This window comes from Nocardia sp. NPDC004573 (assembly GCF_053602135.1).
Genome location: NZ_JBSGDA010000006.1, coordinates 263,154 through 287,954, shown reverse-complemented (window position 1 = coordinate 287,954; position 24,801 = coordinate 263,154). Strand labels below are relative to the sequence as shown.

28 protein-coding genes are annotated in these 24,801 nt (G+C 70.2%); 6 read left to right on the top strand and 22 right to left on the bottom strand.

The features are described from left to right. Nucleotides 1-16: 16 nt before the first annotated feature. Nucleotides 17-667: a histidine phosphatase family protein gene (locus ACWEKR_RS12940; protein ID WP_195084488.1), complete on the bottom strand. Its 651-nt coding sequence runs from the start codon at nt 665-667 to the stop codon at nt 17-19. A 341-nt stretch (nt 668-1,008) separates the two neighbouring features. After that, nucleotides 1,009-2,328, bottom strand: coding sequence for a glutamate-1-semialdehyde 2,1-aminomutase (hemL, locus tag ACWEKR_RS12935; RefSeq protein ID WP_452354640.1), 1,320 nt, complete (start codon nt 2,326-2,328; stop codon nt 1,009-1,011). 192 nt (nt 2,329-2,520) lie between these two features. On the opposite strand from hemL, the gene ACWEKR_RS12930 reads away from it, so the two are divergent. Continuing rightward, the gene (locus ACWEKR_RS12930) at nt 2,521-2,907 is read left to right on the top strand and encodes a hypothetical protein (protein ID WP_452354639.1); all 387 of its coding nucleotides are present in this window, start codon (nt 2,521-2,523) and stop codon (nt 2,905-2,907) included. 19 nt (nt 2,908-2,926) lie between these two features. Here the strand turns inward: ACWEKR_RS12930 and ACWEKR_RS12925 are convergent, their stop codons facing one another. The 6 genes from ACWEKR_RS12925 to hemB all read right to left on the bottom strand — a co-directional run bounded on the left by ACWEKR_RS12925 (nt 2,927) and on the right by hemB (nt 6,167). After that, nucleotides 2,927-3,148 (bottom strand): hypothetical protein, encoded by a 222-nt coding sequence (locus ACWEKR_RS12925; RefSeq protein ID WP_281875781.1) that lies wholly within the window; start codon nt 3,146-3,148, stop codon nt 2,927-2,929. Nucleotides 3,149-3,317: 169 nt separating this feature from the next. Further along, on the bottom strand, nt 3,318-3,548 hold the full coding sequence (locus ACWEKR_RS12920) for a hypothetical protein (RefSeq protein ID WP_452354638.1): 231 nt from the start codon (nt 3,546-3,548) through the stop codon (nt 3,318-3,320). A gap of 57 nt (nt 3,549-3,605) precedes the next feature. Then, nucleotides 3,606-3,866, bottom strand: a complete 261-nt coding sequence (locus ACWEKR_RS12915) for a hypothetical protein (protein WP_195084116.1) — start codon at nt 3,864-3,866, stop codon at nt 3,606-3,608. Continuing rightward, nucleotides 3,863-4,345, bottom strand: coding sequence for a hypothetical protein (locus ACWEKR_RS12910; protein WP_452354637.1), 483 nt, complete (start codon nt 4,343-4,345; stop codon nt 3,863-3,865). The genes ACWEKR_RS12915 and ACWEKR_RS12910 overlap by 4 nt, the downstream gene beginning before the upstream one ends. A 323-nt stretch (nt 4,346-4,668) precedes the next feature. Next, nucleotides 4,669-5,184 carry a hypothetical protein gene (locus ACWEKR_RS12905; RefSeq protein WP_452354636.1) on the bottom strand — a complete coding sequence of 172 codons (516 nt, stop codon included), beginning with the start codon at nt 5,182-5,184 and terminating at the stop codon, nt 4,669-4,671. Between the two features lie 5 nt (nt 5,185-5,189). Then, nucleotides 5,190-6,167, bottom strand: a complete 978-nt coding sequence (hemB, locus tag ACWEKR_RS12900) for a porphobilinogen synthase (protein WP_452354635.1) — start codon at nt 6,165-6,167, stop codon at nt 5,190-5,192. Between the two features lie 183 nt (nt 6,168-6,350). Between hemB and ACWEKR_RS12895 the strand changes: the two genes are divergently transcribed. From ACWEKR_RS12895 to ACWEKR_RS12885, 3 genes are all read left to right on the top strand, one after another. Then, nucleotides 6,351-7,136: a hypothetical protein gene (locus ACWEKR_RS12895; RefSeq protein ID WP_452354634.1), complete on the top strand. Its 786-nt coding sequence runs from the start codon at nt 6,351-6,353 to the stop codon at nt 7,134-7,136. A 45-nt stretch (nt 7,137-7,181) separates the two neighbouring features. Further along, nucleotides 7,182-7,991, top strand: coding sequence for a tetratricopeptide repeat protein (locus tag ACWEKR_RS12890; RefSeq protein WP_452354633.1), 810 nt, complete (start codon nt 7,182-7,184; stop codon nt 7,989-7,991). A 120-nt stretch (nt 7,992-8,111) separates the two neighbouring features. Further along, nucleotides 8,112-8,384: a hypothetical protein gene (locus ACWEKR_RS12885; RefSeq protein ID WP_195084122.1), complete on the top strand. Its 273-nt coding sequence runs from the start codon at nt 8,112-8,114 to the stop codon at nt 8,382-8,384. A gap of 141 nt (nt 8,385-8,525) precedes the next feature. Here ACWEKR_RS12885 and ACWEKR_RS12880 read toward each other — a convergent pair whose 3' ends face one another. The 5 genes from ACWEKR_RS12880 to ACWEKR_RS12860 all read right to left on the bottom strand — a co-directional run bounded on the left by ACWEKR_RS12880 (nt 8,526) and on the right by ACWEKR_RS12860 (nt 14,127). Next, nucleotides 8,526-10,088, bottom strand: coding sequence for a uroporphyrinogen-III synthase (locus tag ACWEKR_RS12880; protein ID WP_452354632.1), 1,563 nt, complete (start codon nt 10,086-10,088; stop codon nt 8,526-8,528). Nucleotides 10,089-10,152: 64 nt separating this feature from the next. Next, complete coding sequence (gene hemC / locus ACWEKR_RS12875) at nt 10,153-11,208, bottom strand: hydroxymethylbilane synthase (RefSeq protein WP_236566836.1); 1,056 nt, start codon at nt 11,206-11,208, stop codon at nt 10,153-10,155. Continuing rightward, nucleotides 11,205-12,638, bottom strand: coding sequence for a glutamyl-tRNA reductase (locus ACWEKR_RS12870; protein ID WP_195084123.1), 1,434 nt, complete (start codon nt 12,636-12,638; stop codon nt 11,205-11,207). The genes hemC and ACWEKR_RS12870 overlap by 4 nt, the downstream gene beginning before the upstream one ends. Before the next feature lie 144 nt (nt 12,639-12,782). Then, nucleotides 12,783-13,628, bottom strand: coding sequence for a redox-sensing transcriptional repressor Rex (locus ACWEKR_RS12865; protein ID WP_452354631.1), 846 nt, complete (start codon nt 13,626-13,628; stop codon nt 12,783-12,785). A gap of 238 nt (nt 13,629-13,866) precedes the next feature. Further along, on the bottom strand, nt 13,867-14,127 hold the full coding sequence (locus ACWEKR_RS12860) for a glutaredoxin family protein (RefSeq protein ID WP_452354630.1): 261 nt from the start codon (nt 14,125-14,127) through the stop codon (nt 13,867-13,869). 223 nt (nt 14,128-14,350) lie between these two features. Here ACWEKR_RS12860 and ACWEKR_RS12855 point away from each other — a divergent pair, with 223 nt between their 5' ends. Then, nucleotides 14,351-15,298 carry an HAD family hydrolase gene (locus ACWEKR_RS12855; protein ID WP_228829332.1) on the top strand — a complete coding sequence of 316 codons (948 nt, stop codon included), beginning with the start codon at nt 14,351-14,353 and terminating at the stop codon, nt 15,296-15,298. Between the two features lie 3 nt (nt 15,299-15,301). On the opposite strand, the gene ACWEKR_RS12850 is transcribed toward ACWEKR_RS12855, so the two are convergent. The 9 genes from ACWEKR_RS12850 to ACWEKR_RS12810 form a co-directional block, all read right to left on the bottom strand. Continuing rightward, the gene (locus ACWEKR_RS12850) at nt 15,302-16,309 is read right to left on the bottom strand and encodes a lysophospholipid acyltransferase family protein (protein WP_452354629.1); all 1,008 of its coding nucleotides are present in this window, start codon (nt 16,307-16,309) and stop codon (nt 15,302-15,304) included. Further along, a complete protein-coding gene (locus tag ACWEKR_RS12845) occupies nt 16,302-17,381 on the bottom strand; it encodes an NAD-dependent epimerase/dehydratase family protein (RefSeq protein WP_452354628.1) in 1,080 nt (359 codons plus the stop codon). Before ACWEKR_RS12845 ends, ACWEKR_RS12850 begins: the two co-directional genes overlap by 8 nt. Nucleotides 17,382-17,591: 210 nt before the next feature. Next, a complete protein-coding gene (locus ACWEKR_RS12840) occupies nt 17,592-17,693 on the bottom strand; it encodes a 30S ribosomal protein bS22 (protein ID WP_003402602.1) in 102 nt (33 codons plus the stop codon). Between the two features lie 226 nt (nt 17,694-17,919). Then, a complete protein-coding gene (locus tag ACWEKR_RS12835; protein ID WP_416382523.1) occupies nt 17,920-18,222 on the bottom strand; it encodes a helix-turn-helix domain-containing protein in 303 nt (100 codons plus the stop codon). Between the two features lie 145 nt (nt 18,223-18,367). After that, nucleotides 18,368-19,186: a pyrroline-5-carboxylate reductase gene (proC, locus tag ACWEKR_RS12830; RefSeq protein WP_452354627.1), complete on the bottom strand. Its 819-nt coding sequence runs from the start codon at nt 19,184-19,186 to the stop codon at nt 18,368-18,370. A 32-nt stretch (nt 19,187-19,218) separates the two neighbouring features. Continuing rightward, nucleotides 19,219-20,106 (bottom strand): thioesterase family protein, encoded by an 888-nt coding sequence (locus tag ACWEKR_RS12825; RefSeq protein ID WP_452354626.1) that lies wholly within the window; start codon nt 20,104-20,106, stop codon nt 19,219-19,221. Nucleotides 20,107-20,238: 132 nt separating this feature from the next. Next, entirely contained in the window at nt 20,239-21,117 is an 879-nt protein-coding gene (locus tag ACWEKR_RS12820) for a sugar phosphate isomerase/epimerase family protein (protein WP_452354690.1), read from the bottom strand. Between the two features lie 115 nt (nt 21,118-21,232). After that, nucleotides 21,233-22,801, bottom strand: coding sequence for a hypothetical protein (locus ACWEKR_RS12815; RefSeq protein ID WP_452354625.1), 1,569 nt, complete (start codon nt 22,799-22,801; stop codon nt 21,233-21,235). Beyond that, on the bottom strand, nt 22,798-23,832 hold the full coding sequence (locus ACWEKR_RS12810) for a Ppx/GppA phosphatase family protein (protein ID WP_452354624.1): 1,035 nt from the start codon (nt 23,830-23,832) through the stop codon (nt 22,798-22,800). Before ACWEKR_RS12810 ends, ACWEKR_RS12815 begins: the two co-directional genes overlap by 4 nt. Before the next feature lie 65 nt (nt 23,833-23,897). Here ACWEKR_RS12810 and ACWEKR_RS12805 point away from each other — a divergent pair, with 65 nt between their 5' ends. Further along, on the top strand, nt 23,898-24,770 hold the full coding sequence (locus ACWEKR_RS12805; RefSeq protein ID WP_324198049.1) for a hypothetical protein: 873 nt from the start codon (nt 23,898-23,900) through the stop codon (nt 24,768-24,770). The last annotated feature ends 31 nt before the right edge of the window (nt 24,771-24,801 follow it).

Here is a 24,801-nt window from a genome sequence, read left to right as displayed (position 1 = left end):
AACGCGGTGCGATGCATCATGCGCCGTGGATCGAGGGGTCCGAACCGCCCGCGGGCTCGGAGTAGACGATGTCGACGAGCGTGTCGCCGTGGTAGACCAGTGAGGTCAGCGACGCGAGCGAGCACTGCCGATGGCGCGGGTCGTGCCAGAGGCGCTGCCCCTGTAGGAACCGCCGCAGCGTCCACACCGGTAACTGGTGGGAGACCAGCACCGCCTCCCGCCCGGCCGCTTCGACCCTGGCTTTGTTCACCGCCGCCAGCATGCGGTGCGCGATCTGCAGATAGGGCTCGCCCCAGGACGGGGTGAACGGATCGCGCAGCTTCCACCAATGCCGCGGCTTGCGCAGCGCGCCGTCGCCGACCGAGACGCGCAGGCCCTCGAAGGTGTTGCCCGCCTCGATGAGGTTCTCGTCGGTGCGCACGATGACGTCGTGCTGCGCGGCGATCGGTTCGGCGGTCTCCTGGGCACGCTGCAACGGCGACGCGATGACCAGCGCGATGTCGTGATCGGCCAGGGTGCGCGCGACCGCAGCGGCCTGCGCGCGCCCCGCCACCGAAAGGCTGAAGCCGGGCAGGCGGCCGTAGAGGATGCCGTTGGGGTTGTGCACCTCGCCATGCCGCAGCACGTGCACGATTGTCTCGACGGGAGCCGTGCCGCCGTCGTGCACCCGCTCGGCGCCGGCCCGGCTGTCGGCGCGCTCGACCGGGTCGGGCGCGGAGCTCTCGTTCTCGGCGGGCGCGGCCTCGGCGTCCTTGCGGGCCTGGGCGCCGGCGGCCGCGGCGAAGTGAGCGCCCGCATCGACCAGGCTGGACGCGACGGCGTCGGTGGTAGCGGTCCTGGCGGCGCTCGCGGCGGCGAACTGCACGCCCGCGTCGATCACGGTCGCCTCGGCGACCTGGTCGATGACCGACGCGACAGCGGCCGCGCCGTTCGTCGCGGTCACGTCCGGCTCGGCGGACGGCTGGGCCGGCTCGCGCTGGTCGGCATCGGGCTGATCGAGGTCGGAGGTCACGCGCGGGATCCTTCGGGGGTGGCGGCCGCCGCCGCGTGCGCGGCGGCGGGCAGGGCGGCAGCGATACGGTCGAACGCGTCCTCGTCGAGCGCCGCGGAGACGAACCACGCTTCGAACGCGCTCGGCGGCGCGTACACGCCACCGTCGAGCAGGGCGTGGAAGAACGCTGGGTAGCGCCAGGTCTCGCTCGCCTTGGCGGCGGCGTAGTCGGTGACCGGGCGTTCGGCGAAGAACACGCTCACCATATTGCCCGCGAACTGAACTTGGTGCCCGACCCCCGCGGCGGTCAGCGCCGAGGAGAACAGTTCGCCGAGCCGTTGGGCGTTGCGATCCAGCGCGGCATAGACCGCCTCATCGGCCGCTCGCAGTGTGGCCAGGCCCGCGGCCACCGCGACCGGGTTACCGGACAGCGTCCCGGCCTGGTAGACCGGCCCGAGCGGCGCGAGGTGGTTCATGATCTCGGCGCGTCCGCCGAACGCGGCCGCGGGCAGGCCGCCGCTCATCACCTTGCCGAAGGTGTAGAGGTCGCCCGCGACGCCTTCCCGGCCGAACCAGCCCGCGCTGCTGACCCGGAAACCGGTCATCACCTCGTCCATGACGAGCAGTGCCCCGTGCTCGGCGGTCAGTGCGCGCAGGCCCGCGTTGAATCCGGGCAGCGGCGCGACCGCGCCCATGTTGCCCGCCGCCGCCTCGGTGATCACGCAGGCGATGTCGCCGGGGTTCGCGGCGAACGCGGCGGCGACGGCGTCGAGGTCGTTGTAGGGCAGGACGATGGTGTCGGCCGCCTGCGCGCCCGTGACGCCCGGGGAGGTGGGCAGTCCGAGCGTGGCGACACCGGAGCCCGCGTCCGCGAGCAGGGCGTCGACATGGCCGTGATAGCAACCGGCGAACTTGATGATCTTGGTGCGCCCGGTGTAGCCGCGGGCCAGCCGGACCGCGCTCATGGTGGCCTCGGTGCCGGAGTTCACCAGTCGTACCCGCTCCACCGGCGCGACCCGGCGCACGATCTCCTCGGCGAGTTCGATCTCGGCCTCGGTCGGCGCGCCGAAGGACAGGCCGCCGCTCGCCGCGCGGCGTACCGCCTCGACGACCGCGGGATGCGCGTGACCGAGGATCATCGGCCCCCAGGAGCAGACCAGGTCCACGTACTCGTTGCCGTCGGCGTCGACGAGTGTGCAGCCGTCGGCCGAGGCGATGAATCGCGGTGTGCCGCCGACGGATCGAAATGCCCGCACCGGGGAGTTGACGCCACCCGGAATCACCGAACTCGCCCGGTCGAAGAGGTGAGCGGAAACCGGCACAGTCGCACTGGTCACGCGCGGAGAAGAACTCACGCGTTCCAGTCTCTCAGCACCGAAAAATCCGTTTGACGACAGGGTGTAGTGCAGTGATGCAGGCCGCAGCCGTCCGGCAACACGCCGAGGTGGGGTTCGCGCGGATTTCGATCGCTGGACGGTTGCCGGTGCGTAGTCTCAGCTCACATTCGTCCATCATCCGGGAGGGTCTGCATGCGGATTGCCATCGTCAGCGTGGGTGTGCTCGCGGTCGTCGCGGGAGCCGCAGCGGTACTCGGCGCCGGGTCCGCCGCCGCGCAGCCGCTCGATCAACTCGACGAGGCGCGACTGGCCATCCCGCTGGACCACACGATGACCACCGCGCTGGCCGGCGGCCCGATTCCCGCCGTGGTCACCATGTTCGTCCCGCCCAACCGGATCGGTGCCGGGCTGAAGAGCGACTCGGAGATCTATCGCGACGACCGCGGCGCGGTGCACGCGACGCTGCGCCAAGTGGTGCTCGAGGCCGCGGGCCATCCGGATGGGACGGTCACCGTCTACCTGAACGCGCCCGGTACCCGGAACGGCCGCGTGCTGGACGTCTACCAGCACTGGAACTGACCGGGCGCGGGCTTGGAGATCAGGCGTACATGCAGGGAACCTGCGCCGACATGGTGTGCAGGACGCACATGAACCCGTTGTAGGGGCCCGCGGAACCGGAATCCGGCACGAGGATCGGCGCGTCGACCGGGCTCGCATCCTCCAACGGCAATCCCGGGGTCGCGCCCGCGGGCGCGGCTCCCATCCCGAGGGCGGCGGCCACGGCAAACGCGGCACAGATCTTCACGGCGAACCGGTTCATCGAACACTATCCTTCATCGACACACATTCCGAACTACGGCCGAAATACTAACTGCCCCAGGGCCATTCCAGCCAAAGCACGCGGTCGGCGACGTCCTGCGCCCGACGGCGCGCGGTTGCACGGTAACGCGTTCGCGCGCCGTCCGCAGCGGTTCGCAGGCAATCCGTGGCTACGTCAGACCGAGGCAGAACTTGGCGAACCCGGTGGTCACCAGGCACGCCAACGGCGTGGGCAGCGCGTGTAGCAACGGCGCGGGCGGTGTCGCCGCGAAAACCGGTGTCCCCGGAACAGGCGTTCCCGGAACGGTTTCGGCGGACGCGGTGGCTGGTACGGCCGCGGCCGCGCCGATCACACCGGCCGCCACCGCACCGAAAAGTGTTCGCTGGACAGTTGGTTTCATGTGCTGGGCGTTCCCGCGCACCGCGGGATCAAACGGCGGCAAGCGGACTCGCGCCGATCAGCGCCCGGCCTCGGCGCTCCGGAGCCCGCGCACGAGCCGGGCCGCGGCGTCGATGGCCAGCACACCTGCCACCGCGACGAGCACCGCGGCCAGCAGCCACCAGGGGCCGACGTAGCGGGTGGCGGTGAAGCCGGGGGCGTCGCCGGAGGGCCCGAAGTCGGTGGTGCGCACGCCCGCGTGCGCGCTCAGCGCCGCCCCGACCAGGGCGAGCACGAGCAGATCCACTTCCACGAGCACCGCGACGATCCAGCGCCTCAACGGTCCACTCCGTCCGAACTGCGCTGGACGGCGTCGGTCAACGCCGTGCGCAGCGCCTTGTGGTCTCTGGCCCACGCCTGCACCAAGCCGCCGTCGGCCAGCCGCAATCCGATGCCGGTGCGGCGGCGGGGCACGCCGGTCAGCTCACCGAGCGCCCTGGCCGACTCCCACTCCTGCTCGTCCCAGGAGTCCTCGTCACGCTCGGGAAGAACCTCCGCGATCGAGCTCAAGGGCAGCGACTCGGCGCCCGAGCGCAGGGTCTCCGTAGTCAGCTCCACGCTGACGTGCCGCTTGCCCGCCACCACCTGCAGCGCCACGAAACCCGCGATCAGCGCGGCACAGAACAGCAGGGCGAACCAATGCACGTCACCGCCGGTGACGAGTTCGAGAACGAGAACGGCCAGGCACAGGATCGGCCCGTAGGCCACCGCACGCCACCGGGCACCCGGTTCGGAGAACAAGACGGCCGCTGCGGTCACGCCGGGCCCCCCACGGCAGCGCGCGCCGGCACGGCGGAAAGCGGAATCAGTGAATCGAGCCGGGCAGCAACAGCACGGCGACGGTCAGCACGGCGAACAGAATCAGCAGGCTCAAGACGGCCAGATCTCGCCGAATGCTGTGCGGTTGCTGGATCACCACTCGCATCGTTGCCTCCGATCCTCCGGAGCCATCTGCCCAGTTCCCGCGCGTAATCCACGAAAACGGACGGCAAGTAGCTTCCGGTTCCCACGTCCACTGTGACAACCCTCACCATACATGCCGGAATGTCCGGGACAAATTGGCAACGTGTTCCATCGGCGCCTCAGCGTCCGCCCGGCTGGAAGTAGGCGGTGGACTCGGGCCGGTGGGACAGATAGATGGCGCCGCCCGCCAGCACCGCCTGCACGATGGAAGCGCCGCCCGCCACGAGCGAGGCCGTCCCGGTCACCGCGTCGATCGCCAGCAGCGCCCCGACGCCGATCACCACCACCCACGCGCCGAGCACCGTCAGCACGGTGCGCGCCCACGACTTGCCGCGCCCGAACTGGTGCACGATCACCGACGCCAGCGCCGCCACGCCCAGCCCGATCAGGACCACGACGATGTAGACCAGCGACACCATCAGCTCGGCGCTGGCCATCGTGACCTGCGGATCCTGCACTTTGGCCTGCTCGAAGACCTCTTCGGCGAAAGTGCGCCGCTGATCGAGCGCGGCGAGGATCGAGGCGATCAACTGCACGACGCCGAAGCCGATCACACCCCACCACAGCTGCCGCGCGGTGCCGACGTCCTCGGGCATCGGGGGCCGGGCCGGGCCCACGGCGAACGGTCCCGCCATATTCGTCACGACAGCCAGTTCGCGGCCTCGGTCGCCCAATAGGTGAGCACGATGTCCGCGCCGGCCCGGCGGATACTCAGCAGCGACTCGAGGATCGCGCCGCGGCGATCGATCCAGCCGCGCTCGGCCGCGGCGGTGATCATCGCGTACTCACCGGAGATCTGGTAGGCCGCGACCGGGACCGTCGAGCGATCGGCGACCTCGCGCAGGATGTCCAGATACGACATGGCCGGTTTGACCATCACGATGTCCGCGCCCTCGGCCAGGTCCAGTTCCAGTTCGCGGATCGCCTCGCGGCGGTTGGCCGGGTCCTGCTGATAGGTGCGCCGGTCGCCTTCCAGCGAGGAACCGACCGCCTCCCGGAACGGGCCGTAGAACGCCGACGCGTATTTCGCCGAGTAGGCCAGGATGCCGGTATCGATGCGCCCGGCTGCGTCCAGGCCGCGCCGGATCGCGCCCACCTGGCCGTCCATCATGCCGCTGGTGCCCAGCAGGTCGGCGCCCGCCTCGGCCTGTGCCAGCGCCATCTCGACGTAGCGGTCCAGCGTCGCGTCGTTGTCGACCGCGCCGTCGGCGGCCAGTACACCGCAATGGCCGTGGTCGGTGAATTCGTCCAGGCAGGTGTCGGCCATGACCACCGTCGAGCCGCCCACCTCGTCGGCGAGCGCGCGCAGTCCGCGGTTGAGGATGCCGCCTGGATCGCTCGCCGCGCTGCCGACGGCGTCCTTGTCCTCCGGACGCGGCACGCCGAACAGCATGATGCCGCCGACCCCCGCCGTGACCGCCTCGACGGCCGCCTTGCGGAGCGAGTCCAGCGAGTGCTGCACCACGCCCGGCATGGAACCGATCGGGCGCGGCTCCGCCAAGCCGTCGGCCACGAACATCGGTAGTACCAATTGCCGTGGTTCGAGTGTTGTTTCGGCCACGAGACGACGCATAGCCGGGGTGCGGCGCAACCGCCGTGGGCGGTCCATTCCGGTCATGAATCGCACGATACGCCCGGTGCGATCCGCTGTCGCGAGCGCCCGTGGGCGTGCTCGCGGACCCCGGGCCGTTATGCGGCGATCGGCCATGTCATCCGACTGATAACGGTGTGTGAAATCACACCTGGTTCCGCGCCCGAAGGCGCATACTCCGACTAGGGGCGAGACCCGCTGGGGGACAGCATGACCGATCCGCACATCGATATCTCGCTGGCCAGAGCCGCCGACTTCGAGTCGTGGGTGGCGGTACTGCTGTCGGATTGGTGGCCCGTGCTGACCGGCAATCTGCCCCCGCCGGCGACGGTGCTGCGCATCTGGCGTGCCGTCGACGCGACCGGGCGGAACTTCGGCGTGGAGTTCGTCGCACGTCAGTCGGCCGCGCCCGGCGTGATGCCCGGCGCGCACGTCGCCTTCGCCACGCTCGGCATCCGTCCCGACGAGTCGGAGTGGGCACGCAGCCGGGGGACGCACCTCGTCGGCGGCACCGAGGACGCCACCATCCAGCTGCGCTTCTCCGACACCGCCCATAGCGTTCTCCTGCGCCTGCAGAGCAGGCCGTGCGAAGTGATGCAAGAGGCAGGTCGGCTGCTTCGCCCAGGGGCGGAGATCAGTCTGCGGTTCCCTTGCACGACGTCGGGGCCGCTGGACGTGCGGGTGGCCCGCAACAGCGCCCGGCACCTGCTCGCCCAGCACAGCGCGCGGCATGCCACTCCCGCCGACCCCTTGCAGCTCGGGCCGCCGCAACGGGTGGCCGACATCGGCTGGGCGTACATCTTCCCGTGGTCGACCACGAGCTGGTACCTCGACGGCTCCGTGCCCACGCTCCCGCCGGGCAGCCGCGGGCCGATCGTGGTCGTCAAGGACACCGGACACACCTGGTTGCTGGACAGCCTCCGCAACTACGACGAGCAGTTGACCGCGTACGCGCGGGCGAACGGGTACCGCGCCCCGCTCGAACAGGCGCGATGATGGACTGCGTGTTGTCCGCGCGATACCGCCAGGCCGGGTGCTGAGATGAGCGAGCTGCCGAGCGAGGTGGAACTGCTCGCCATGCAGCGGCGCGCCGAAGCGCTGTGGGACGCCGGCGACGCGGCGGGCGCCGAGCACTGGCTGCGCCGGGCCGCCGCGGGTGGCAGCGCGCCCGCCATGGGCATGCTCGGCGCGCTGCTGGGCGCGGACGGACGGATCGGCGAGGGCATCCGCTGGCTGGAGACCGCCGCGGCGCGTGGCAACGAGGCGGCGGGGATACAGCTGGGGCTGCTGCACGTGGAGCGGGGGAATTTCGACGAGGCCGAGCGCTGGCTGCGACCCGCCGCCGAGCTCGGGTTGCCCGAAGCTCTCTGCAACATGGGCGTCATCGCCAACCGCCGCGGGCGCGACGAAGAGGCCGAGCAGTGGTACGAACGAGCCGTTCACGCCGGTAATCCCACGGCCATGCGCAGTCTCGGCCTTCGCCTGGCGCGCCGCGGCGAATTCGAGCGCGCGATCGACCTGCTCACCGAGGCCGCACGGCGGGGAAGAACGGATGCGATGGCGGTGCTGGGCGCGCTGTATCTGGACCGCGGCGAACCGATCGCGGGCGAGCGCTGGTTGCGCAAGGGCGCCGAAGCGGGCGACGCGGACTCGATGTTCCACCTCGCGCTCTTGCTGCGCGCCGCCAACACGCCCTACCTCGCAGGAGATTTCGCCGACCCCGAGGTGCTGCGGACCGCCGCCGCCATCGCGACCGGCCGCACTCCGGCGCAGTTGGAATCCAGGCAGTGGCTCGAACGCGCGGCCGCACTGGGCCATTCGCAGTCGCTGCGGTTGCTGCACGACCTGTGACCCGCCCATTCCGCGTCCGAAAACCCTTCTGGCCAGCCAAGTTTGTCGGACCCTCCGGGTAGAATCGAAGGTACGTTCGAGGGGGCTCGCCTGCCCCCGATCGCCACGGGAGGGATGCCAATGCGCACACCGCAAACCGTTCTCATCGATCGCCCCTACACCCCGCTGCAGAAGCGCCCGCTGCCCGCGGGCCGCCCACGGGCCTGGTACGTCCTGCACAACCGGCGGCTCAAGGCGATGCGCCTGGCGATCGCACTGCTCGATTCCGGTGTCTACGCACCGAGTTACGCCACGAACAAGCGGATCAGGCACACCGCCGAGGTGATCGGCATCCGGCCGCCCTCCGACGCCACCTGCTCCATGGTCCGCACCTTGATGCGCAGGCGGTACTGAGACCTGCGAAGTGCGCTGTCCCGCGCTACAAGTAGTGCGGGCAGAGCGTTGTCGAATGGCTGGTCCGAGAGAAGCTCGGAGCGGGCCAGGAGAGGGGCCGCGAACCTCCAGTGCCGCAGGCACTGGAGGTTCGACACGGCATCACCTGCTGCGGCGGCTCTTCTTGCGCGGCGGCGGCAGCAGACCCTCGGCGCGCAACCGGGCCGCGTGCTCGGCCAGGGCCTCGACCAGCGGACCGACCTGTGCCACGTCGGGCTGCACGTCCACGCGCAGGCCGAATTCGATGGCGGTTTCGGCGGTCTTGGGGCCGATGCAGGCCACGATGGTGCGCGCGTGCGGCTTGCCCGCGATGCCGACCAGGTTGCGGACCGTGGAGGACGAGGTGAACAGGACCGCGTCGAAACCGCCGGTCTTGATCATCTCGCGGGTCTCCGCGGGCGGCGGCGAAGCGCGCACCGTGCGGTAGGCCGTGACGTCGTCGATCTCCCAGCCGCGGTCGCGCAAACCCTCGGCCAGCGTCTCGGTGGCGATATCGGCGCGCGGCAGCAGCACCCGGTTGACCGGGTCGAACACGTCGTCGTAGGGCGGGAAGTCGGCCAGCAGGCCCTCGGAGGACTGCTCACCGCTGGGGACCAGTTCGGGGTTGATACCGAACGAGCGCACCTTGTCCGCCGTGGCCTCGCCCACGCAGGCGATCTTCACGCCGGAGAACGCCCGCGCGTCCAGGCCGAACTCGGCGAACTTCTCCCACACCGCGCGCACCGCGTTGGTGGAGGTGAACACCACCCACTGGTAGCGCCCGTCGACCAGACCCTTGACCGCGCGCTCCATCTGGGCGGGGCTGCGCGGGGGCTCGACCGCGATGGTCGGCACCTCCATCGGAATGGCGCCGTGCGTGACGAGTCGTTCGCTCATCTCCGCGGCCTGGTCCTTGGTGCGCGGCACCAGCACGGTCCAGCCGTACAGCGCGCGCGACTCCCACCAGGACATCTTCGAGCGCTGCGCGACCACTTTGCCGATGGTCACCACCAGGGGGCCGACCAGCTCGGAGGCCGCGCTGTTCAGCGTGGCCAGCGTGGCCTCGATGGTGCGCTGCTGCCGGGTGGTGCCCCGCACTGTCACCGCGACCGGCGTCTGCGGCGCCATACCGTGCTCGACCAGAGCACTCGCGGTCTCGGCGAGATGCCCGGAGGTCGCGTGCAGCACCAGCGGGCCCGGCGCGGCCGCCAGAGCGGCCCAGTCGACCTCGCCGCGCACATCCGCCTCGGTGTGCCCGGAACCCAGCGCGATGCCGGCGTAGCTGGGCACCGCGGAGCCGTTGGGCAGGCCGGGCAGGACCTCGAAGACCATGTGCGAGCGGGTGACGGCGTTGACCTCGGCGATCACCGAGTCGGTGGTCAACGGGTCGCCCGCGACCACACGCACCACGTCGTGCCCGGCACGCGCTTCGGCGATCAGCGTCTTGGCCACCTCGGCGGGTTCGCCGAGCGCGGGTCGCACGTCGACGGGACGTTCCCCGTCCGGGCCCGGCTCCACGGCGGTGCCGATCAGGGCGAGCACGCCTTTGTCGACGTCCGGGTCGGTGAACGCCAGCGTCGCCCGTCCGATGACCTCACGCGCACGCACCGTGAGCAGCGCCGGGTCACCGGGACCCGATCCGACGAAAAGGATGCGACCGGGGTGCTTCTTCGCGGCTCGGCTCATGCCTGCACCTCGCTTGCGCTCGGCTCCGGCAAACCCGAGGGCACGGTGCCTGTGCTTCGCTGGCTCATCGGCTGTTCTCCATTGGGCTGGGGTTGGGCAAGTCTGTGGCGGGCGAACTCACCGCCCGGGTGGGGGAACCGTCGTCCGGTTCGGTGGCGAGCAACTCGCGCGCACCCATGTCGAGCAACTCGCGGGCGAGCGCGCGGCCGAGCTCTGCCGCGTCGGCCGGGGCGCCGACCACCGACGCCCGCAGTACGTCGGATCCGTCGACGGCCGCGGCGCACGCGCGCAGCGACAGCTCGTCCACGATCCGCCCCTCGTCGTCGAGCGATTCGACGACCTCGGCGAGCGCACCGATCGGCGCGGTGCAGCCCGCTTCCAGTTCGGCCAGCAGGGACCGCTCGGCGATCACCGAGGCCCGGGTGGCCGCGTCGTCCAGCCCGGACAGGATCTCCACCAGGGCGGCGTGGTCACTGCGGCATTCCACCGCGAGCGCGCCCTGGGCGGGAGCCGAGAGCATCTGCACCGGCTCCAGCGCCTCGGTGACCGCGTCCAGCCGGTCGATGCGGGCCAGTCCGGCTCTGGCCACCACGACGGCGTCCAGCTCGCCTTCGCTGACCTTGCGCAGCCGGGTGTCCAGGTTGCCGCGCAGCGGGACGACGTCCAAGCCGAGCCCGAGCGCTCGCAGCTGGGCGGCGCGCCGGGGCGCGGAAGTGCCCACCTTGGCGCCCGCGGGCAGCTCACCGAGCACCAGTCCGTCGCGCGCGACCAGCGCGTCGCGCGGGTCCTCCCTGGGCGGGATGGCGGCGATGGTGAAGCGCGGGTCCTGCGCGGTGGGCAGATCCTTGTAGGAGTGCACGGCGATGTCGATCGCGCCCGCCGCCAGCTCGTCGCGCAGCGCGGAGGTGAACACGCCGACGCCGATCTTCTGCACCGGGTCCGACGACAGATCACCGGCGGTCTTGATGACGACCAGCTCGGCGGGCTGCCCGGCCGCGATCAGCGCGTCGCGCACCGTGCCCGCCTGGGTGAGCGCGAGCAGGCTGCCGCGGGTGCCGATCCGCCACGGGGCGCGGGTGCCGTCCGCGGTCGCGTTGCCTTCTTGGTGGACCATGGTCATGCCGTCTGCCCCTGTTCCTCGCCGCGATGGCCTGCGGTGAAATCGTCGGCCAGCGCGATCTCCCCGTCGCTGAGCTCGGCGTGATCGCCGGCAAGCGTGGTGATCTCCATCGGCGCGGCGACCGCCTGGGCCGCACCGGGCTTCAGTTCGAACAATTCGCGCAGCGCCTCGGCGTAGCTGTCGCCACCCGGCGTGGACGCGAGCTGCTTGACCCGCACCGTCGGCGCGTGCAGCAGCTTGTCGACCACCCGGCGCACCGTGCGCGCGACCTCGTCGCGTTCCGGGTCGGCGAGGCCGGGCAGCCGCGAATCCAGCCGGAGCAGTTCGGCCTCGACCACCTCGGCGGCGCGCTGGCGTAGCGCGGCCACCGTGGGGGTGACTTCGGCCATCCGCTGTCCGGCCAGATATCTGGCCAGTTCGTCGGCGACGATCGACCGGGCGGCCGCGGTGTCGTCGGCGGCGGCGCCCGCGGCCGGATCGCGCTGCAACGTCTCGATGTCGATGAGCGTGACACCGGGCAGGCCGGTCACAGCGTGCTCGACGTCGCGCGGCAACCCCAGATCGCAGAACACCAACGGCCGCTCCACCGTGGCTTCCTCGCCGCGCTCGCGGTCGGTGAGCGCGCGGTGGGTGTCGGCGAGCGTCACGACCGCGCCGACCGCGCCGGTACAGGTGACCACCACGTCGGTGGCAGCCATCGCCTCGGTGAGCCGCGACAGCTCCATCGCCTCGGCCTCGACGCCGTGCGTGCGCGCGGTCTCGGCGAGTCTGCGAGCCCGCTCGATGGTGCGGTTCACCACGATGATCCGGCCGATCCCGGCGCGTGAGAGATGCGCGACCGCGAGCCCGCCCATCGCCCCGGCGCCGACCACCGCGGCGGTCCGCCCGGCCAACGGGCCGAGAACCTGCTGCGCGCGGTCCAGCGCGACCGACACCACCGACGCGCCCGCGCGGTCGATGCCCGTCTCGGCGTGCACCCGCTTGCCGACCCGCAGCGCGTGCTGCGCCAGCTCGTGCAGGGTCCGTCCGACCGCGCTCTGCGCGTCGGCGGAGGCGTAGGCGCCGCGGATCTGGCTGAGCACCTGTTGCTCGCCGACGACCATCGAATCCAGGCCGCTGGCCACCGCGAACAGGTGCTCGGCGGCGGCCTCGGAGTAGCGCACATAGGCATGCTTGGTCAGATCGGGCATCGGCAGGCCGGAGTGCTTGGTCAGCAGGTCGCCGATCTCGGCGAGACCGCCGTGGAAGGCGTCGACCACCGCGTAGACCTCCACCCGGTTGCAGGTGGACACGATCATCGCCTCGGACACATGACTGGAGGCGATCAGCCGGTCGATCAGCTTCGGCCGGTCGGCGTCGGTGACGGCCACCTTCTCCAGCACGGGAACCGGCGCGCTGCGGTGCGAGATGCCGACGAGGAGAACGCTCATGCTGTGACCTTTCCGGCATGAGCGGGACCCTGCGTGGTCACGCTGCGCCGCCTCCTCCAGGCCTGACCGCTCATGCCGCCACCGTCCCGGCACGGACGGAATGCTCGGCCGTGCTGTGCTGCATGATTCGCTCGCTGCGCTCACTCATGGTGTGACCACCGATCCCTTGCTGCTTGGCTCCGTTGCCGTATGCGAGGTTGTCGTATGCGGGGTTGTCGAGTGCTGGAGTGCCGGATGCGCCTGCGCCGGGTGCGGGGTCGGCAGGCGGTGGGCGATGCGGCCGGATCCGGCGTGCGCGACCTCCGGCAGCGGGGCCTGCTCGGCGTTGCGCACCCGTTCGAACGACAGCATCTGCATCTCGACGGCCAGGTCGACGCGCCGGACTTCGACGGTCGCCGGTGCGACCAGCTCACAGGGCGCGAAGCTCAGGATCGACTGCAGGCCCGCGGCGACGAGCCGGTCGCACACGTCCTGGGCCGCGTCGTCGGGCACCGTGATGACCGCGATGGTCGGCTCCAACTCGGCGACCGCCGCGGCCAGCTCGGCCACGTCGCGCACCACCAGGCCCGCGACCGGCATGCCGATCACCTCGGGGTCGCTGTCGAGAATGCCGACCACGGTGAAACCGCGTCGCTGGAACCCGCCGTAGCCGACCAGGGCGCGGCCCAGATTCCCGGCGCCGACCAGCACGACGCGGTGGCCCTGCGACAAGCCGAGCACGTCCTCGATCCGGGAGCGGAGCTTGGCCACGTCGTAGCCGACGCCGCGAACCCCGTTGGGGCCGAGGAAGGAGAGATCCTTGCGCAATTTGGCCGAATTGACACCCGCCGCGACAGCCAGTTCCTCACTCGATACGATGGCAACACCGTCGTCGGCCAACATGGCGAGGACCCGGAGATAGGTAGCCAGCCGCGCGACAGTGGCCTGCGGGATGTCCTTCTGCAGAGCCCTGCCGGAGACGCCGCTCGGCGCCTCATGCTGCTCTGTCACGTCGTCGGCTCCTCGTCCCGGGCCTCGGGCTCCGGTTCGTCGCTCGACCCGCTGCACCGGGGACGGTCCGGTGCCAGGGTGTCGAAGTTTCGGATTTCGGGGCGGCTCCGCAGCCTCGGCATGCGGGTCGCGTGCCACCACCGTAACTGCTTGTGAAGCCCTGCACAAAGTCGGTGAAATTGGCCTCATTTTCCGCCGCGACCAGCACAGCGGCCGAATCGGACGCGAAACGGCGCGCTCAGCGCTTCAGGTCCGCCCGCAATCGGGTCTCGTCCACATCGAAATAGCTGTGTTCGCGGCCGTCGAGCAGGACGACGGGAAGCCGGTCGCCGTACTCCGCGCGCAGGCCAGGGTCGGTAACGGCGACTTCGTCGACGTCGACGGTCCCCGGTTCGATACCGAATTCGGCGCAGATCACGCGCAGCTGTTCCAGTGCTGTCGCACACAGTCCACAGCCCGTGCGAGTCAGCAATGTCACCGAATGTGTGGGATTGGTCATGACCGGAATTTAATCCGCGGGCCGCACGCCGGGGCGGCCCGGTACGCGCCACGCGATTGTGTCGCGCGCCGCCTTCTGCCGTGACTGTCGGCTCATCCGGCTACTGTTGACATGGTTCGCGCGACGGGCGGAGGTACTGGTGCCGGAACGATCGAAGGTGGCGAGGGCCGGATTCATCGCGGGACGGTTCGGTGAGTTTCCGGCACGGTGGAACCTGAGCCAGATGGGCCAGGGATTGCAGGACCAGCTCGCCCGCATCTCGCGCAGCCCTTTCGGCCCGAGTGAAGAGGAATTGCGGGCCAATCTGGCCGGTGAGGCGAGCGCCGACGCGGCGCTGACCCTGCATGACGCCGAACTCGCCGCGGGCGAGTTGGAGACCGTCGGCCCGGAGGCCCCGCGCGACCTCACCGCGGCGGCGTTCTTCGACGTCGACAACACCATGGTGCAGGGCGCGTCGATCGTGCATTTCGCTCGCGGTCTGGCCGCGCGCAAGTACTTCAAGACCTCCGATCTGGTGGACGTCGCCTGGAAACAGGTGAAATTCCGGGTCACCGGCAAGGAGAGCAGCACCGATATGGCCAGCGGCAAGGAGAAGGCGCTGGCGTTCATCGCCGGGCGCTCGACCGCCGAGCTGGCCGCGCTGGGCGAGGAGATCTACGACGAGATCATCGCCGACAAGATCTGGCCCGGAACGCGCGCGCTGGCCCAGATGCACTTGGACGCGGGCCAGCAGGTGTGGCTGGTGACCGCGACTCCGGTGGAGCTGGCGCAGGTGATCGCGAAGCGGCTCGGGCTCACCGGGGCGCTGGGCACGGTGGCCGAGAGCGTGGACGGGACGTTCACCGGGCGGCTGGTCGGCGACATCCTGCACGGCCTCGGTAAGGCGCACGCCGTGCGCACGCTGGCCATTCGCGAGGGCCTGAACCTCAAGCGGTGTACCGCGTACTCCGACAGCCACAACGACGTGCCGATGCTCTCACTGGTCGGCACGGCCGTGGCGATCAACCCCGATTCGGATCTCCGCGAAGTCGCCAAGAACCGCGGCTGGGAGATCCGCGACTTCCGCACCGGCCGCAAGGCCGCCAAGATCGGCGTGCCCACCGCCCTCGCCCTGGGCGCGGCGGGCGGCGCGGTCGCCGCGGCAGTTACACGCCGACGCGACGGGAGCTAGCCGTTACCCCGTGAAGACGTTGCGGCGCTTGGTGAGCAGCTTGTAGAGCGTCTGCTGGATGGTCTCGCGGACCTGGTCGGTGACCTCGAACATGGTCATCGGGTCGTCGGCGGCCTCCGGCTCGTAGGGCGTGGTCGGGATGGGGGTGCCGAATTCGATGTACCACTTGGACGGCAGCGGCACCGCGCCGAGCAGACCCAGATGCGGGAACAGCGGCGTCACCGGGAAGTACGGCAGGCCGAGCAGCCGGGCCAACGGCTTCAGATCGGCCAGCTTGGGGTAGATCTCCTCGGACCCGACGATGGAGCACGGGATGATCGGCACGCCGGTGCGCACCGCCGCGGCCACGAAGCCGCCGCGGCCGAAGCGTTGCAGCTTGTAGCGATCGGTGTACTGCTTGCCGACGCCCTTGAACCCTTCCGGGAACACGCCGGTCAGCTCGCCGGAGCGCAGCAGCCGTTCGGCGTCCTCCCGGCAGGCCAGTGTGTGGCCCGCTCGGCGGGCCAGCACCCCGAGCACCGGCGTCTCGAAGATCAGGTCGGCCGCGAGCAAGCGCAACGCACGCTGCTTCGGGTGGCGGTCGTGCACGGCCAGTTGCAGCATCAGGCCGTCCAGCGGCACGGTGCCCGCGTGGTTGGCCACGATCAGCGCGCCGCCCGCCTCCGGGAGGTTGTCCATTCCGCTGACCTCCACCCGGAACCACAGGTCCGACAGCGGCCGCAGGGCGGGCAGGATGACCGACTCGAGCAGATGCTCGTCGAAACCGAACTCGTCGACCTGATAATCGCCGGTGAGCCTGCGGCGCGCGAAATCCGCGGTCTTGGTGATCTGCTTGCCGAGCGCGCCGCGCAGCATCCCCGACAGCGACAGCGGCGCGGCGGGCGTCACCGCCGCGCGGCGCTCGACCAGCGAGGTCACCGGACTCGGCGCGGCCAGGCGTCGTGGCGCAGGCCGCCGGCCCGCCTCGATCTGAAGGTCGTGGAGTTGGATGACTTTCGCTACGTCATTCATTGGTGTGTGCTCCCGTACCGGCCCCGAGCAGGCCGAGCAGTTTGTGTTCTGCGGCGTCGATCCAGGCTGGATCGACCACGGGCCGCAACGCTGCGCCCCCGATGAAGTCGTCGAACGCCTGCACTGTCGTCCAGCGCGGCACGAACCCGAGTTCGGTGCGCATGCGCGTGGTGTCCAGGCCACAACCGAAGTGGAAATAATCGAGCTGTTCGGCGGAGAACTCCCGCATCACCGGGCCCATGAGCAGGCGACCAGCGGTGCGGAACACCGTGAACGGAACGGGCAATTCGATCCGGCCCGCCCGCCGGACCGCCTGGGACAGCGACAGCGCGCCGTCGCCCGCGATGTTGTACGTGCCGCCTGCCGTCCGCCGCGCCGCGTGCGTCAGCGCGGCCACGGCGTCTTCCTCGTGCAGCAGCTGCATCCTGGCGTCCCGGCCGAATACGGTGGGAGTCACCGGCGAACGCAGATATTGCACGCCGCGAGCGGCCAGCCGCGGGCCGACGATGGGTGCGAATCGCAAAATGGACGCGGCGATATCGGGACGGCGCCGGGCGAGCCCGCGAACGTAACCCTCTATATCGATCAGGTCGCGGGCAAACCCGCCACGCGGCGGTGTACGCGCGCTCATTTCCTCGCTGAATTTCGCGGGATCCTTCGCACTGCACCCGTACACCGCCGACGAGGACCGCAGGACCACCCGGCGCACCGAAGACACCTTTTGGCACACCGCGAACAGCTGCATCGCGCCGAGGACGTTGTGATCCTTCATCACCGCGCGACCGCCGCCCGCGGGCGGGCGGGTCAGCAAGGCGGTGTGCACCACCGTGTCCACCTCGCCACCATCGATCACCTTACGGATCAACGGATTTCGGATGTCCGCTCGCACGAATTCGGCGCGGCCCATGCGCCGCTGCAGCTCTCGGCTCGGCGTCATGGTGTCGACGGCGAGAATGCGCTCGATCCCGGGATCCTGGGCGAGCCGGGCGACGACCGTGCCACCGAAGAAGCGGCTGGCTCCAGTGACCAGCACGACCTTCGGCGCGTTTCCTTCCCGACCCGCAGAACCCACCGGCACCCGCTTTCCCTTGCCAGCCGCCCTTGTGATTATTCCCAGTGCCTAGCGTAGCGGCTGCCTACCCGCTCACCGAGAGTATTAACCAGGATCTAACGATGACTTCAGTCACGTGATACAAACGACGATTGCAAAATTTCGAATTTCAAACAAAAGAGCCCGTCACCTAGTGGTGACGGGCTCCCGCAGCTATCACGCAGCGAAGTCTTACTTGCCGAGTTTGCGCCGCTGCACACGCGTACGGCGAAGCAGCTTGCGGTGCTTCTTCTTCGACATGCGCTTGCGGCGCTTCTTGATCACAGAACCCATAGGGTTGTCCTCGCGTTCTCTCTACTCGGCGCGCACGCTGCCCGTGCGCGATTGCCGGACGCCCGTCCGCCGAGTCCCCGGCCGACGGGCCGGGGTCACTCGGCAAGCTCACGCCCCGTGTCCGCGCCGCCGGATACCACGGGGCAACGAACAGCGATGCCACCGGCGGGCGAACACGAACCGAGGAACTATCGTACCGGCACTCCCCAGTGGTCCCGAAACCGCCTCATCCGGCGTCGAAATAGGACGTTTCCAGATAGTCGTGCACCGCCTTGGCGTGCACCCGGAACGATCGGCCGACGCGCACGGCGGGCAACTCGCCCGAGTGCACCAGCCGGTAGACCGTCATCTTGGACACCCGCATCAGATTCGCCACTTCGGCGACGGTGAGAAACTGGGTGCCGCCGCCGAGCACGGATTGCCCCTGTGTCGCGGCCTCACGCTGTGTACGGGAATTCCCCCGACCGCCCGCGGGACCGGAGCCGCCGGACCCTCCGGAATTCGCAGACATCTTGTTCGCAGACATCATTGCACCATTGACCTCCGGCACGTCCGCGCCGCCGGCTTCCCCACCGGCGGAACAGACACGCACGTGCTCCTTGAAGCTTAGCGGGACCAGTGGTGTTACTGCGACGGGAGTGAGAAATCGGGTTTTCCGATTTGAAACAGACCGGTCACTCCGCTGACGCGCCCTGTTCGAGCGACCTTTCCTTGGCCGCCAGGAGGGCTTCGTAGAACGCCGAGCGTAGTCCTCCACGCTCGAGTTCGCGGATCGCCGCCGCGGTGGTGCCCGCCGGCGAGGTCACCGCGGCGCGCAGTTCCGCGGCGGTCTGCGTGGAACTGTCGAGCAGGGCGGCCGAGCCGACCATGGTCTGCACGACGAGCTGGGTGGCCACGTCCCTGGTGAGCCCGAGCCCGACGCCCGCCTCCACCATGGCCTCCACCACCAGGAAGAAATAGGCGGGCCCCGATCCGGACACCGCGGTGACCGCGTCCATCTGGCTCTCCGCCACGATGACCACCTTGCCGACCGCGCCGAGCACCTCGGTCACCAGTTCCAGATGCTGCTCGCGCGCGTAGCGGCCCGGCGCGAGGACGCTCATGCCCTGCCCCACCAGCATCGGCGTATTCGGCATCACCCGGACCACCGGGAACCCGGCGGGCATCTTGCCCTCCAGCCGGGCGGTCGGCACACCGGCCACCAGTGAGACCAGCACTTGATCGCGGTCGCTGCCGATCTCCGCCTTGCCCAGCGGAGCGAGCACCGCGTCTACGTCGTTCGGTTTCACCGCGATCACCAGCAGATCCGCGCCGATCGCGGCATCCGCCAAGTCGTCGGTGACCCGGATGCCGAAGCGTTCGGCGAGCTGATGGGCCCGCTCCCGATGGGTCTCCACGACGACCAGGTCCTTGGTCAGCCGCCCGGACTCCAGCAAACCGGCGACCAACGCCTCCCCGATGCGCCCGCCACCGATCACCGCAATTCTCGTCATGGGCCTCAAGGCTAGACGGCGCGCGCCGGAACTCAGCGCTGGGGAACGAGCGCCAGCTGACGACTCTGCGCGACGACCGCGCCGGTGGCGTCGAGCACCAGCTGGTCCTCGTCGAACATGCGCCCGCCCACCTCGTGTGTGGTGGCGATGATCCGCAGCCAGCCCGGCGCGGGCCTGCGGCGCAGGTAGGTGGTCATCTGCACGGTGGGCGCCCAGCCGAAGTGGCCCAGGTTCATCGGCACCGGCGGGCTCATGTCGGCGCTCATCATGGCGAAGTACATCGCGACGTCGGGGTCCTGTTCGTCGCCCGGCCGCGGCCGGATCCACATCCGCAGACGCGGTTCGCCCTTTTCTCCGTCGAGGAAGCGGGCCCACTCGCGATCGAGGTAGATCTCGGCGCCTCGGCCGACGTGCACGATGTCGCCCATCTGGGAACCGGGCTCGTAGCCGACGGCGTCGGCGGGCGGCTGCACGGGCATGTCGGAGTGCTGCGGCGCGTAGCTCGGTTCCGCGTCGTCGAGACGGCTGAAGGTCAGCGCCGTGCGCACCAGGACGCGGCCGTCCTGAATCAGGTCGGCGTCGGCCAGGCAGATCTGGCGACCGATCTTGCGGACGCGCACCTCGTACTCGACCTCACCGGGGTTCGGGGCGCCGAGGAAGTCGGAACTCGCGGCGATCGGAGCCATGCCGACCAGAGCCGGATCGGAGGCGCGCAGCCACTCCGTGGCCGCCGCGGCGCTGCCCGCGACCATCGTCCCACCGTGCACCTTCGGGCCGATGGTCCAGATGTCGTCGATGACACCCAGATAGCGTCCGGTCTCCGCGGTGGCGGGCGATACATCGCGCACCGCGCACACCCGGCTGAACGGCGCGTCGGTGGTGGCCGCCGGGCCGAACTCGGCCGTCAGCTCCATCGTCATCCTCACTCCTGTCCGTCGACCTGCACCCGATGGCGTCGTTCGCGGGTGCGGCCCAACGTCGCCGGGGTTCGTACAGCGTACAACGCACGCCGTGGCGAACCGCATCGCCGTATGGCGCAGAAGCGACGAGCGTCACATCGGACGGTCGGGCGACCTCCGGCTCGCGCCGGCAGGGGTGGGCGCGGCGGCCACGACCAAGTGCTTGCGGGCGAAGGCCAGCGTGCGGTGCAGCATCTCGGCCCGCTCCTTGGTGGTGCGCGCGTTCTGGGTGTTGATCTCGGCGACGACCTGGCCGCTGAAGCCGGTACGGACCAGGTTCGCGCACACCTCGACGCACGGTTGGGTGCCCTCGCCGGGAACGAGATGCTCGTCGTGCGCGGCGCCCCGGCCGTCGGCCAAGTGCAGATGAGCCAGACCCGAGCCCATCCGCGCGGCCAGCGCCAAGGGATCGACTCCGGCGGTGGCGGTGTGCGACAGGTCCAGCGTGTAGTGGCGGAAGCCGGTATCGGTCGGGTCGTAGGAGGGGCTGAACGCGGTGACCGCGGGGCCGGGACCGCCACGGCGCTCCAGCCGTTTCACCGCGCCTTCGCGTCGGCCGAACAGCGTGTCGGCCCGCATCGGGAACATATTCTCCACCGCCACGATCACCGGGCTGTTCTCCTCCAGCTCGGCCACCTGCGCGGCGAACCCCGCCGCGTAGCGGCGCTGCCAGCGGAACGGCGGATGCACGACCACAGTGCTCGCGCCCAGCGCCTCGGCGGTGTGCACACTGCGCTCCAGTTTGGCCACCGGGTCCGACCCCCACACGCGCTGCGAGATCAACAGGCACGGCGCGTGCAACGCGAGCACCGGAACGTCGTACTTGTGCGAGTAGGCCTGCACGGTGGCGATGCTCTGGCTGGCGGGCTCGGCCCACACCATCAGCTCGACGCCGTCGTAGCCCAGCTCGGCGGCGTACCGGAACGCGGCCTCCGTGTTCTGCGGGTACACCGAGGCGGTCGAGAGCCCCACCCGGATCGGGCGCGTCCGGGCCACGCCGTCGTCTTCGCCCGGCGGACCGGCGCCTGCGCGCGACCCCGCCCCGGTCTCGTTCGCTTGTCCGATATTCGCCACGACTGCTCCCTGCTCAGTTCGTACTGAGAAGAAAGGCCAGTGGCCCCAGCGTGACGAAGATGCCAACGACGACGGCGATCACAGTGCTGAGGATGTCGTCGGTCCTGCGCAGAATCCGCACGAGGGCCACCAGGCCGAGAATCACGATCATCGCCAGCGCCAGCGCCACCCAGGGAAGCATCTCCCACATGCGTTCGAAGCCCTTGAACAGCAGCATGCCCGCGACGGCGGCGCCGGTGCTCTGACCGCCGAGGATCATCCATTGGCGCCGGTTGTCGTCGTCCTCCGTCTTCTTGGCCGTCCTGGACCGCCGCGACGCGGCCCGGGTGGCGCGAGGTTCGTCGGGGAGATCGTCCTCGTCGTCCTCGTCCAGCTCGATCGGCTCGTAGACGTCGGTGACGCCGTCCATTTCCGCGACGTCGACGGCGGCGCGCCCTCCGCGCCCGCGCCGTTGCGCTGCCCCGCGCTCGGCCCGGTCGACGCCATCGCGCAACAGGTCACCCGCGACCGTCTGGCCGGAGAGCAACTGCTGGTCCTGGCTGGCCAGCGACCACGCGGCGGTCGAAAGGCCGCCGGATTCCGGCGCGGCGTCGGGCTGCGGTTTGTGCCGCCGCGCGGACCAGGCCGGGAGACCGTTCTCGCCGACGCCCTCGCGGCGGGCCGGTCGGCGATGCCCCTCCGGCTGTGGGTCTGGAGGAGCGGGCCTGCCCGGCTTCGGTCGCGGGTCGGGTGGCGGCGGGAGCGGCAGCGGTTCCGATTCCGGGGCGAAGCCGCCGGTGGACGGTGACCAGGCCGCGGTGGACGGGCCGAGATCCTCGGCCGCTTCCGCCGCTCTGCGCCTGGCCGCGCGACCACCTCTGGCGCCGTTGCGCTCGGGAAGGGGCGAGCGGCCGAAGGCGGGCTCGTCGAACTCCGCGTGGCTGCTGCGCCCCGGCTCGCCGAAACCGCGATCGGGCGGCGCGCCGCCGCCGAACGGCTCGGGTGAGACATCGTGCCACGAGCGGACCTCGGTGGCCTGCTCGTCGGATTCCTCCCGCCTGCGCCTGCGCCCCGAACGCGGAGGCGTCTCGGGCAGCGGGTCGGGCACGTACGGAACGGGGGCGGCCGAGAACAGGTCGGACACCGGGGTATCGGGCGACAGCGGATCGAACGACGTGCCGTGCCGCGCGGAAGGCATCTCCCGGCCTGGCATGACCCGGCTGGATCGCCCGGGCGGCGGATCGGCCTGCGGCGGGTCGGGCTCCGCGTAACCGGCCAGCGGGTCGTACATCGAGATCGGGCCCGATATGGGCGAATACGACGACAGGTCGGGCTGCGGGTCGGGCGAGTAGGACACCGGCTCCGGCGCGGGCGGATCATACGAGGGCGGCGCGTACGCCTGCTCGTCGGCGCCGGCGTCGGGCGCCGCGTGCGCGGAGTGACCGCCGCCTTCCCGGATGACCGGCAGGTCGCCGGTGAGTTCGGCGACGGAGATGCCGCGCCCACTGCGGCGGCGTCTACCACCACCGGAAGAGGCGCCGCTCTGCTGGCCGTTGCGCGCCAGCAGCTCCGCGACCGACAACTGTTTGGAGTCCTCACTCATGACGACACCGTCCCGATCGAGCCCGGCGCCGGGGCGCCGCTGCCGGACGCCGGCCGACCGTCTCCGGTCGCCGAGCCCGCTGAGTACGTTGCTTCGGGTCCACCATTCATATCGGTATCCAGTTTGCGCAGGATGAGCCCTTCACGCAGCGCCCACGGACAAATCTCCAAGGAATCCAGCGAAAGTGCCCGCATACTCGCCTCCGCGACCAACGCACCGGCCACCAATTGCTGTGACCGATCGGAACTTACGCCTTCCAATTCTGCACGGTCCGCCGCGGTCATCCGCGAGATGAACGCAATCAGTTGGCGCAGGCCCGAGCTCGTGAGTGTACGGCGCACCCGCGGGCCTGCCGCCGAGGGCGCCGCTCCGGTCAGCCGGGCGAGGGACCGGAACGTCTTCGAAGTGCCGACGGCGAGATCGGGCTTACCCGGCTCGAGCAGCTTCTTCGCCGGTACCACCAGCTCGGCGTCGAGCCAGTCGCGCAGCACCGCCACCCGGCGCTTGCCGGGCGGATCCTCGCGCAGCCATTCCCTGGTCAACCGGCCCGCACCGAGCTGTAAAGAGAGCGCGACGTCGGGTTCCTCATCGCCGCCGTTGGTCATTTCCAGCGAGCCGCCGCCGATGTCCAGGTTGAGGATGCGCCCGGCGCTCCAGCCGTACCAGCGGCGCACCGCGAGAAAGGTCAGCCGCGCCTCGTCGACGCCGGTCAGCACCCGCAGGTCGACGCCGGTCTGCGCGCGCACGCGGCCGAGGACCTCGTCGGAGTTGGCCGCCTCCCGCAGCGCGGAGGTGGCGAACGGCATCAGTTGGACGCATCTGGAGGTCTCGGCGATGCTGGCGAATTCGGCCACGGTGTCGATCAGCCGCTGCGCGCCCGCTTCGGTGATGCACCCCGCGTCGTCGATGTTCTCCGCCAGCCGCAAGGTGGCTTTCGTCGAGCTCATCGGCAAGGGATGACCGCCACGGTGCGCGTCCACCACGAGCAGGTGAACGGTATTGCTTCCGACATCGAGTACCCCAAGCCGCACATGAACACGGTACTGGGTGATCCGGCACTACAACCCAGGCGACTTAACTGTTAGCGTCGTATTTCGTGACGGTAGGCGCATCCCCGAGCAGCCCGACCCGGCCCCGACCAGCGGGGAAGATCGACCCAGCCCCCGAAGTCGACCCCGACTTTCCCCGTGAATGGATCGAGTTCGTAGATCCGGCAAACGACGAGCATCTGATCGTCGCCGACCTGACCTGGCTGCTGTCGAGGTGGACGTGCGTCTTCGGTACCCCGGCTTGTCAAGGGATCCTGTCCGACCGGCCGGACGACGGCTGCTGCTCGCACGGCGCGTTCCTCTCCGACGAGGACGACCGGAAGAGGCTGGGCCGCGCCGTGAAGATGCTCACACCGCAGGACTGGCAACTGCGGGAGGAGGCGACCAACGCGCAGGGCAAGATCACCAAGAGCGGCTATCTGGAACTCGACGAGCTGGACGACGAGCCCGCGCTGCGCACGCGGCGGTTCGAGGGCGCGTGCATCTTCCTCAACCGTCCCGGCTTCGCCGGCGGAGTCGGCTGCGCCCTGCACACCATGGCGCTGCGGCGCGGTATCGAGCCGCTGGAGGTCAAGCCGGACGTGTGCTGGCAGCTGCCGATCCGCCGCACCCAGGACTGGGTGGACCGGCCCGACGGCGTGCAGATTCTCCGTACCGTGATCACCGAGTACGACCGCCGCGGATGGGGGCCGGGCGGGGCCGATCTGGACTGGTACTGCTCGGGCTCCCCCGACGCCCATGTCGGCAGCAAGCCGGTGTGGCAGTCCTACGCTCCCGAGCTGACCGAACTGATCGGCGCGCCCGCGTATGCCGAACTGGCCCGGCACTGCAAGCGCCGCGAGGGCCTGGGCTTGATCGCCGTCCACCCGGCGACGGTGCACGCCGACCGTATGCGCGATTGCGCGGATCCGTTCGCCTGAGGGTTTGCCGGTCGAGCGCTCGGTCGGGAGG

Excerpts from the sequence above, each read along its gene's own strand:
- ACWEKR_RS12840 (WP_003402602.1), bottom strand. The coding sequence starts at position 17,693 with ATGGGTTCTGTGATCAAGAAGCGCCGCAAGCGCATGTCGAAGAAGAAG.
- ACWEKR_RS12855 (WP_228829332.1), top strand. The coding sequence starts at position 14,351 with ATGGGCCAGGGATTGCAGGACCAGCTCGCCCGCATCTCGCGCAGCCCT.
- hemB (WP_452354635.1), bottom strand. The coding sequence starts at position 6,167 with ATGACCGGAATGGACCGCCCACGGCGGTTGCGCCGCACCCCGGCTATG.
- ACWEKR_RS12835 (WP_416382523.1), bottom strand. The coding sequence starts at position 18,222 with ATGATGTCTGCGAACAAGATGTCTGCGAATTCCGGAGGGTCCGGCGGC.
- ACWEKR_RS12925 (WP_281875781.1), bottom strand. The coding sequence starts at position 3,148 with ATGAACCGGTTCGCCGTGAAGATCTGTGCCGCGTTTGCCGTGGCCGCC.
- ACWEKR_RS12825 (WP_452354626.1), bottom strand. The coding sequence starts at position 20,106 with ATGACGATGGAGCTGACGGCCGAGTTCGGCCCGGCGGCCACCACCGAC.
- ACWEKR_RS12885 (WP_195084122.1), top strand. The coding sequence starts at position 8,112 with ATGCGCACACCGCAAACCGTTCTCATCGATCGCCCCTACACCCCGCTG.
- ACWEKR_RS12930 (WP_452354639.1), top strand. The coding sequence starts at position 2,521 with ATGCGGATTGCCATCGTCAGCGTGGGTGTGCTCGCGGTCGTCGCGGGA.
- ACWEKR_RS12850 (WP_452354629.1), bottom strand. The coding sequence starts at position 16,309 with ATGAATGACGTAGCGAAAGTCATCCAACTCCACGACCTTCAGATCGAG.
- ACWEKR_RS12905 (WP_452354636.1), bottom strand. The coding sequence starts at position 5,184 with ATGGCGGGACCGTTCGCCGTGGGCCCGGCCCGGCCCCCGATGCCCGAG.
- ACWEKR_RS12860 (WP_452354630.1), bottom strand. The coding sequence starts at position 14,127 with ATGACCAATCCCACACATTCGGTGACATTGCTGACTCGCACGGGCTGT.
- ACWEKR_RS12890 (WP_452354633.1), top strand. The coding sequence starts at position 7,182 with ATGAGCGAGCTGCCGAGCGAGGTGGAACTGCTCGCCATGCAGCGGCGC.
- proC (WP_452354627.1), bottom strand. The coding sequence starts at position 19,186 with ATGACGAGAATTGCGGTGATCGGTGGCGGGCGCATCGGGGAGGCGTTG.
- hemC (WP_236566836.1), bottom strand. The coding sequence starts at position 11,208 with ATGACCATGGTCCACCAAGAAGGCAACGCGACCGCGGACGGCACCCGC.
- ACWEKR_RS12920 (WP_452354638.1), bottom strand. The coding sequence starts at position 3,548 with ATGAAACCAACTGTCCAGCGAACACTTTTCGGTGCGGTGGCGGCCGGT.
- ACWEKR_RS12895 (WP_452354634.1), top strand. The coding sequence starts at position 6,351 with ATGACCGATCCGCACATCGATATCTCGCTGGCCAGAGCCGCCGACTTC.
- ACWEKR_RS12870 (WP_195084123.1), bottom strand. The coding sequence starts at position 12,638 with ATGAGCGTTCTCCTCGTCGGCATCTCGCACCGCAGCGCGCCGGTTCCC.
- ACWEKR_RS12815 (WP_452354625.1), bottom strand. The coding sequence starts at position 22,801 with ATGAGTGAGGACTCCAAACAGTTGTCGGTCGCGGAGCTGCTGGCGCGC.
- ACWEKR_RS12880 (WP_452354632.1), bottom strand. The coding sequence starts at position 10,088 with ATGAGCCGAGCCGCGAAGAAGCACCCCGGTCGCATCCTTTTCGTCGGA.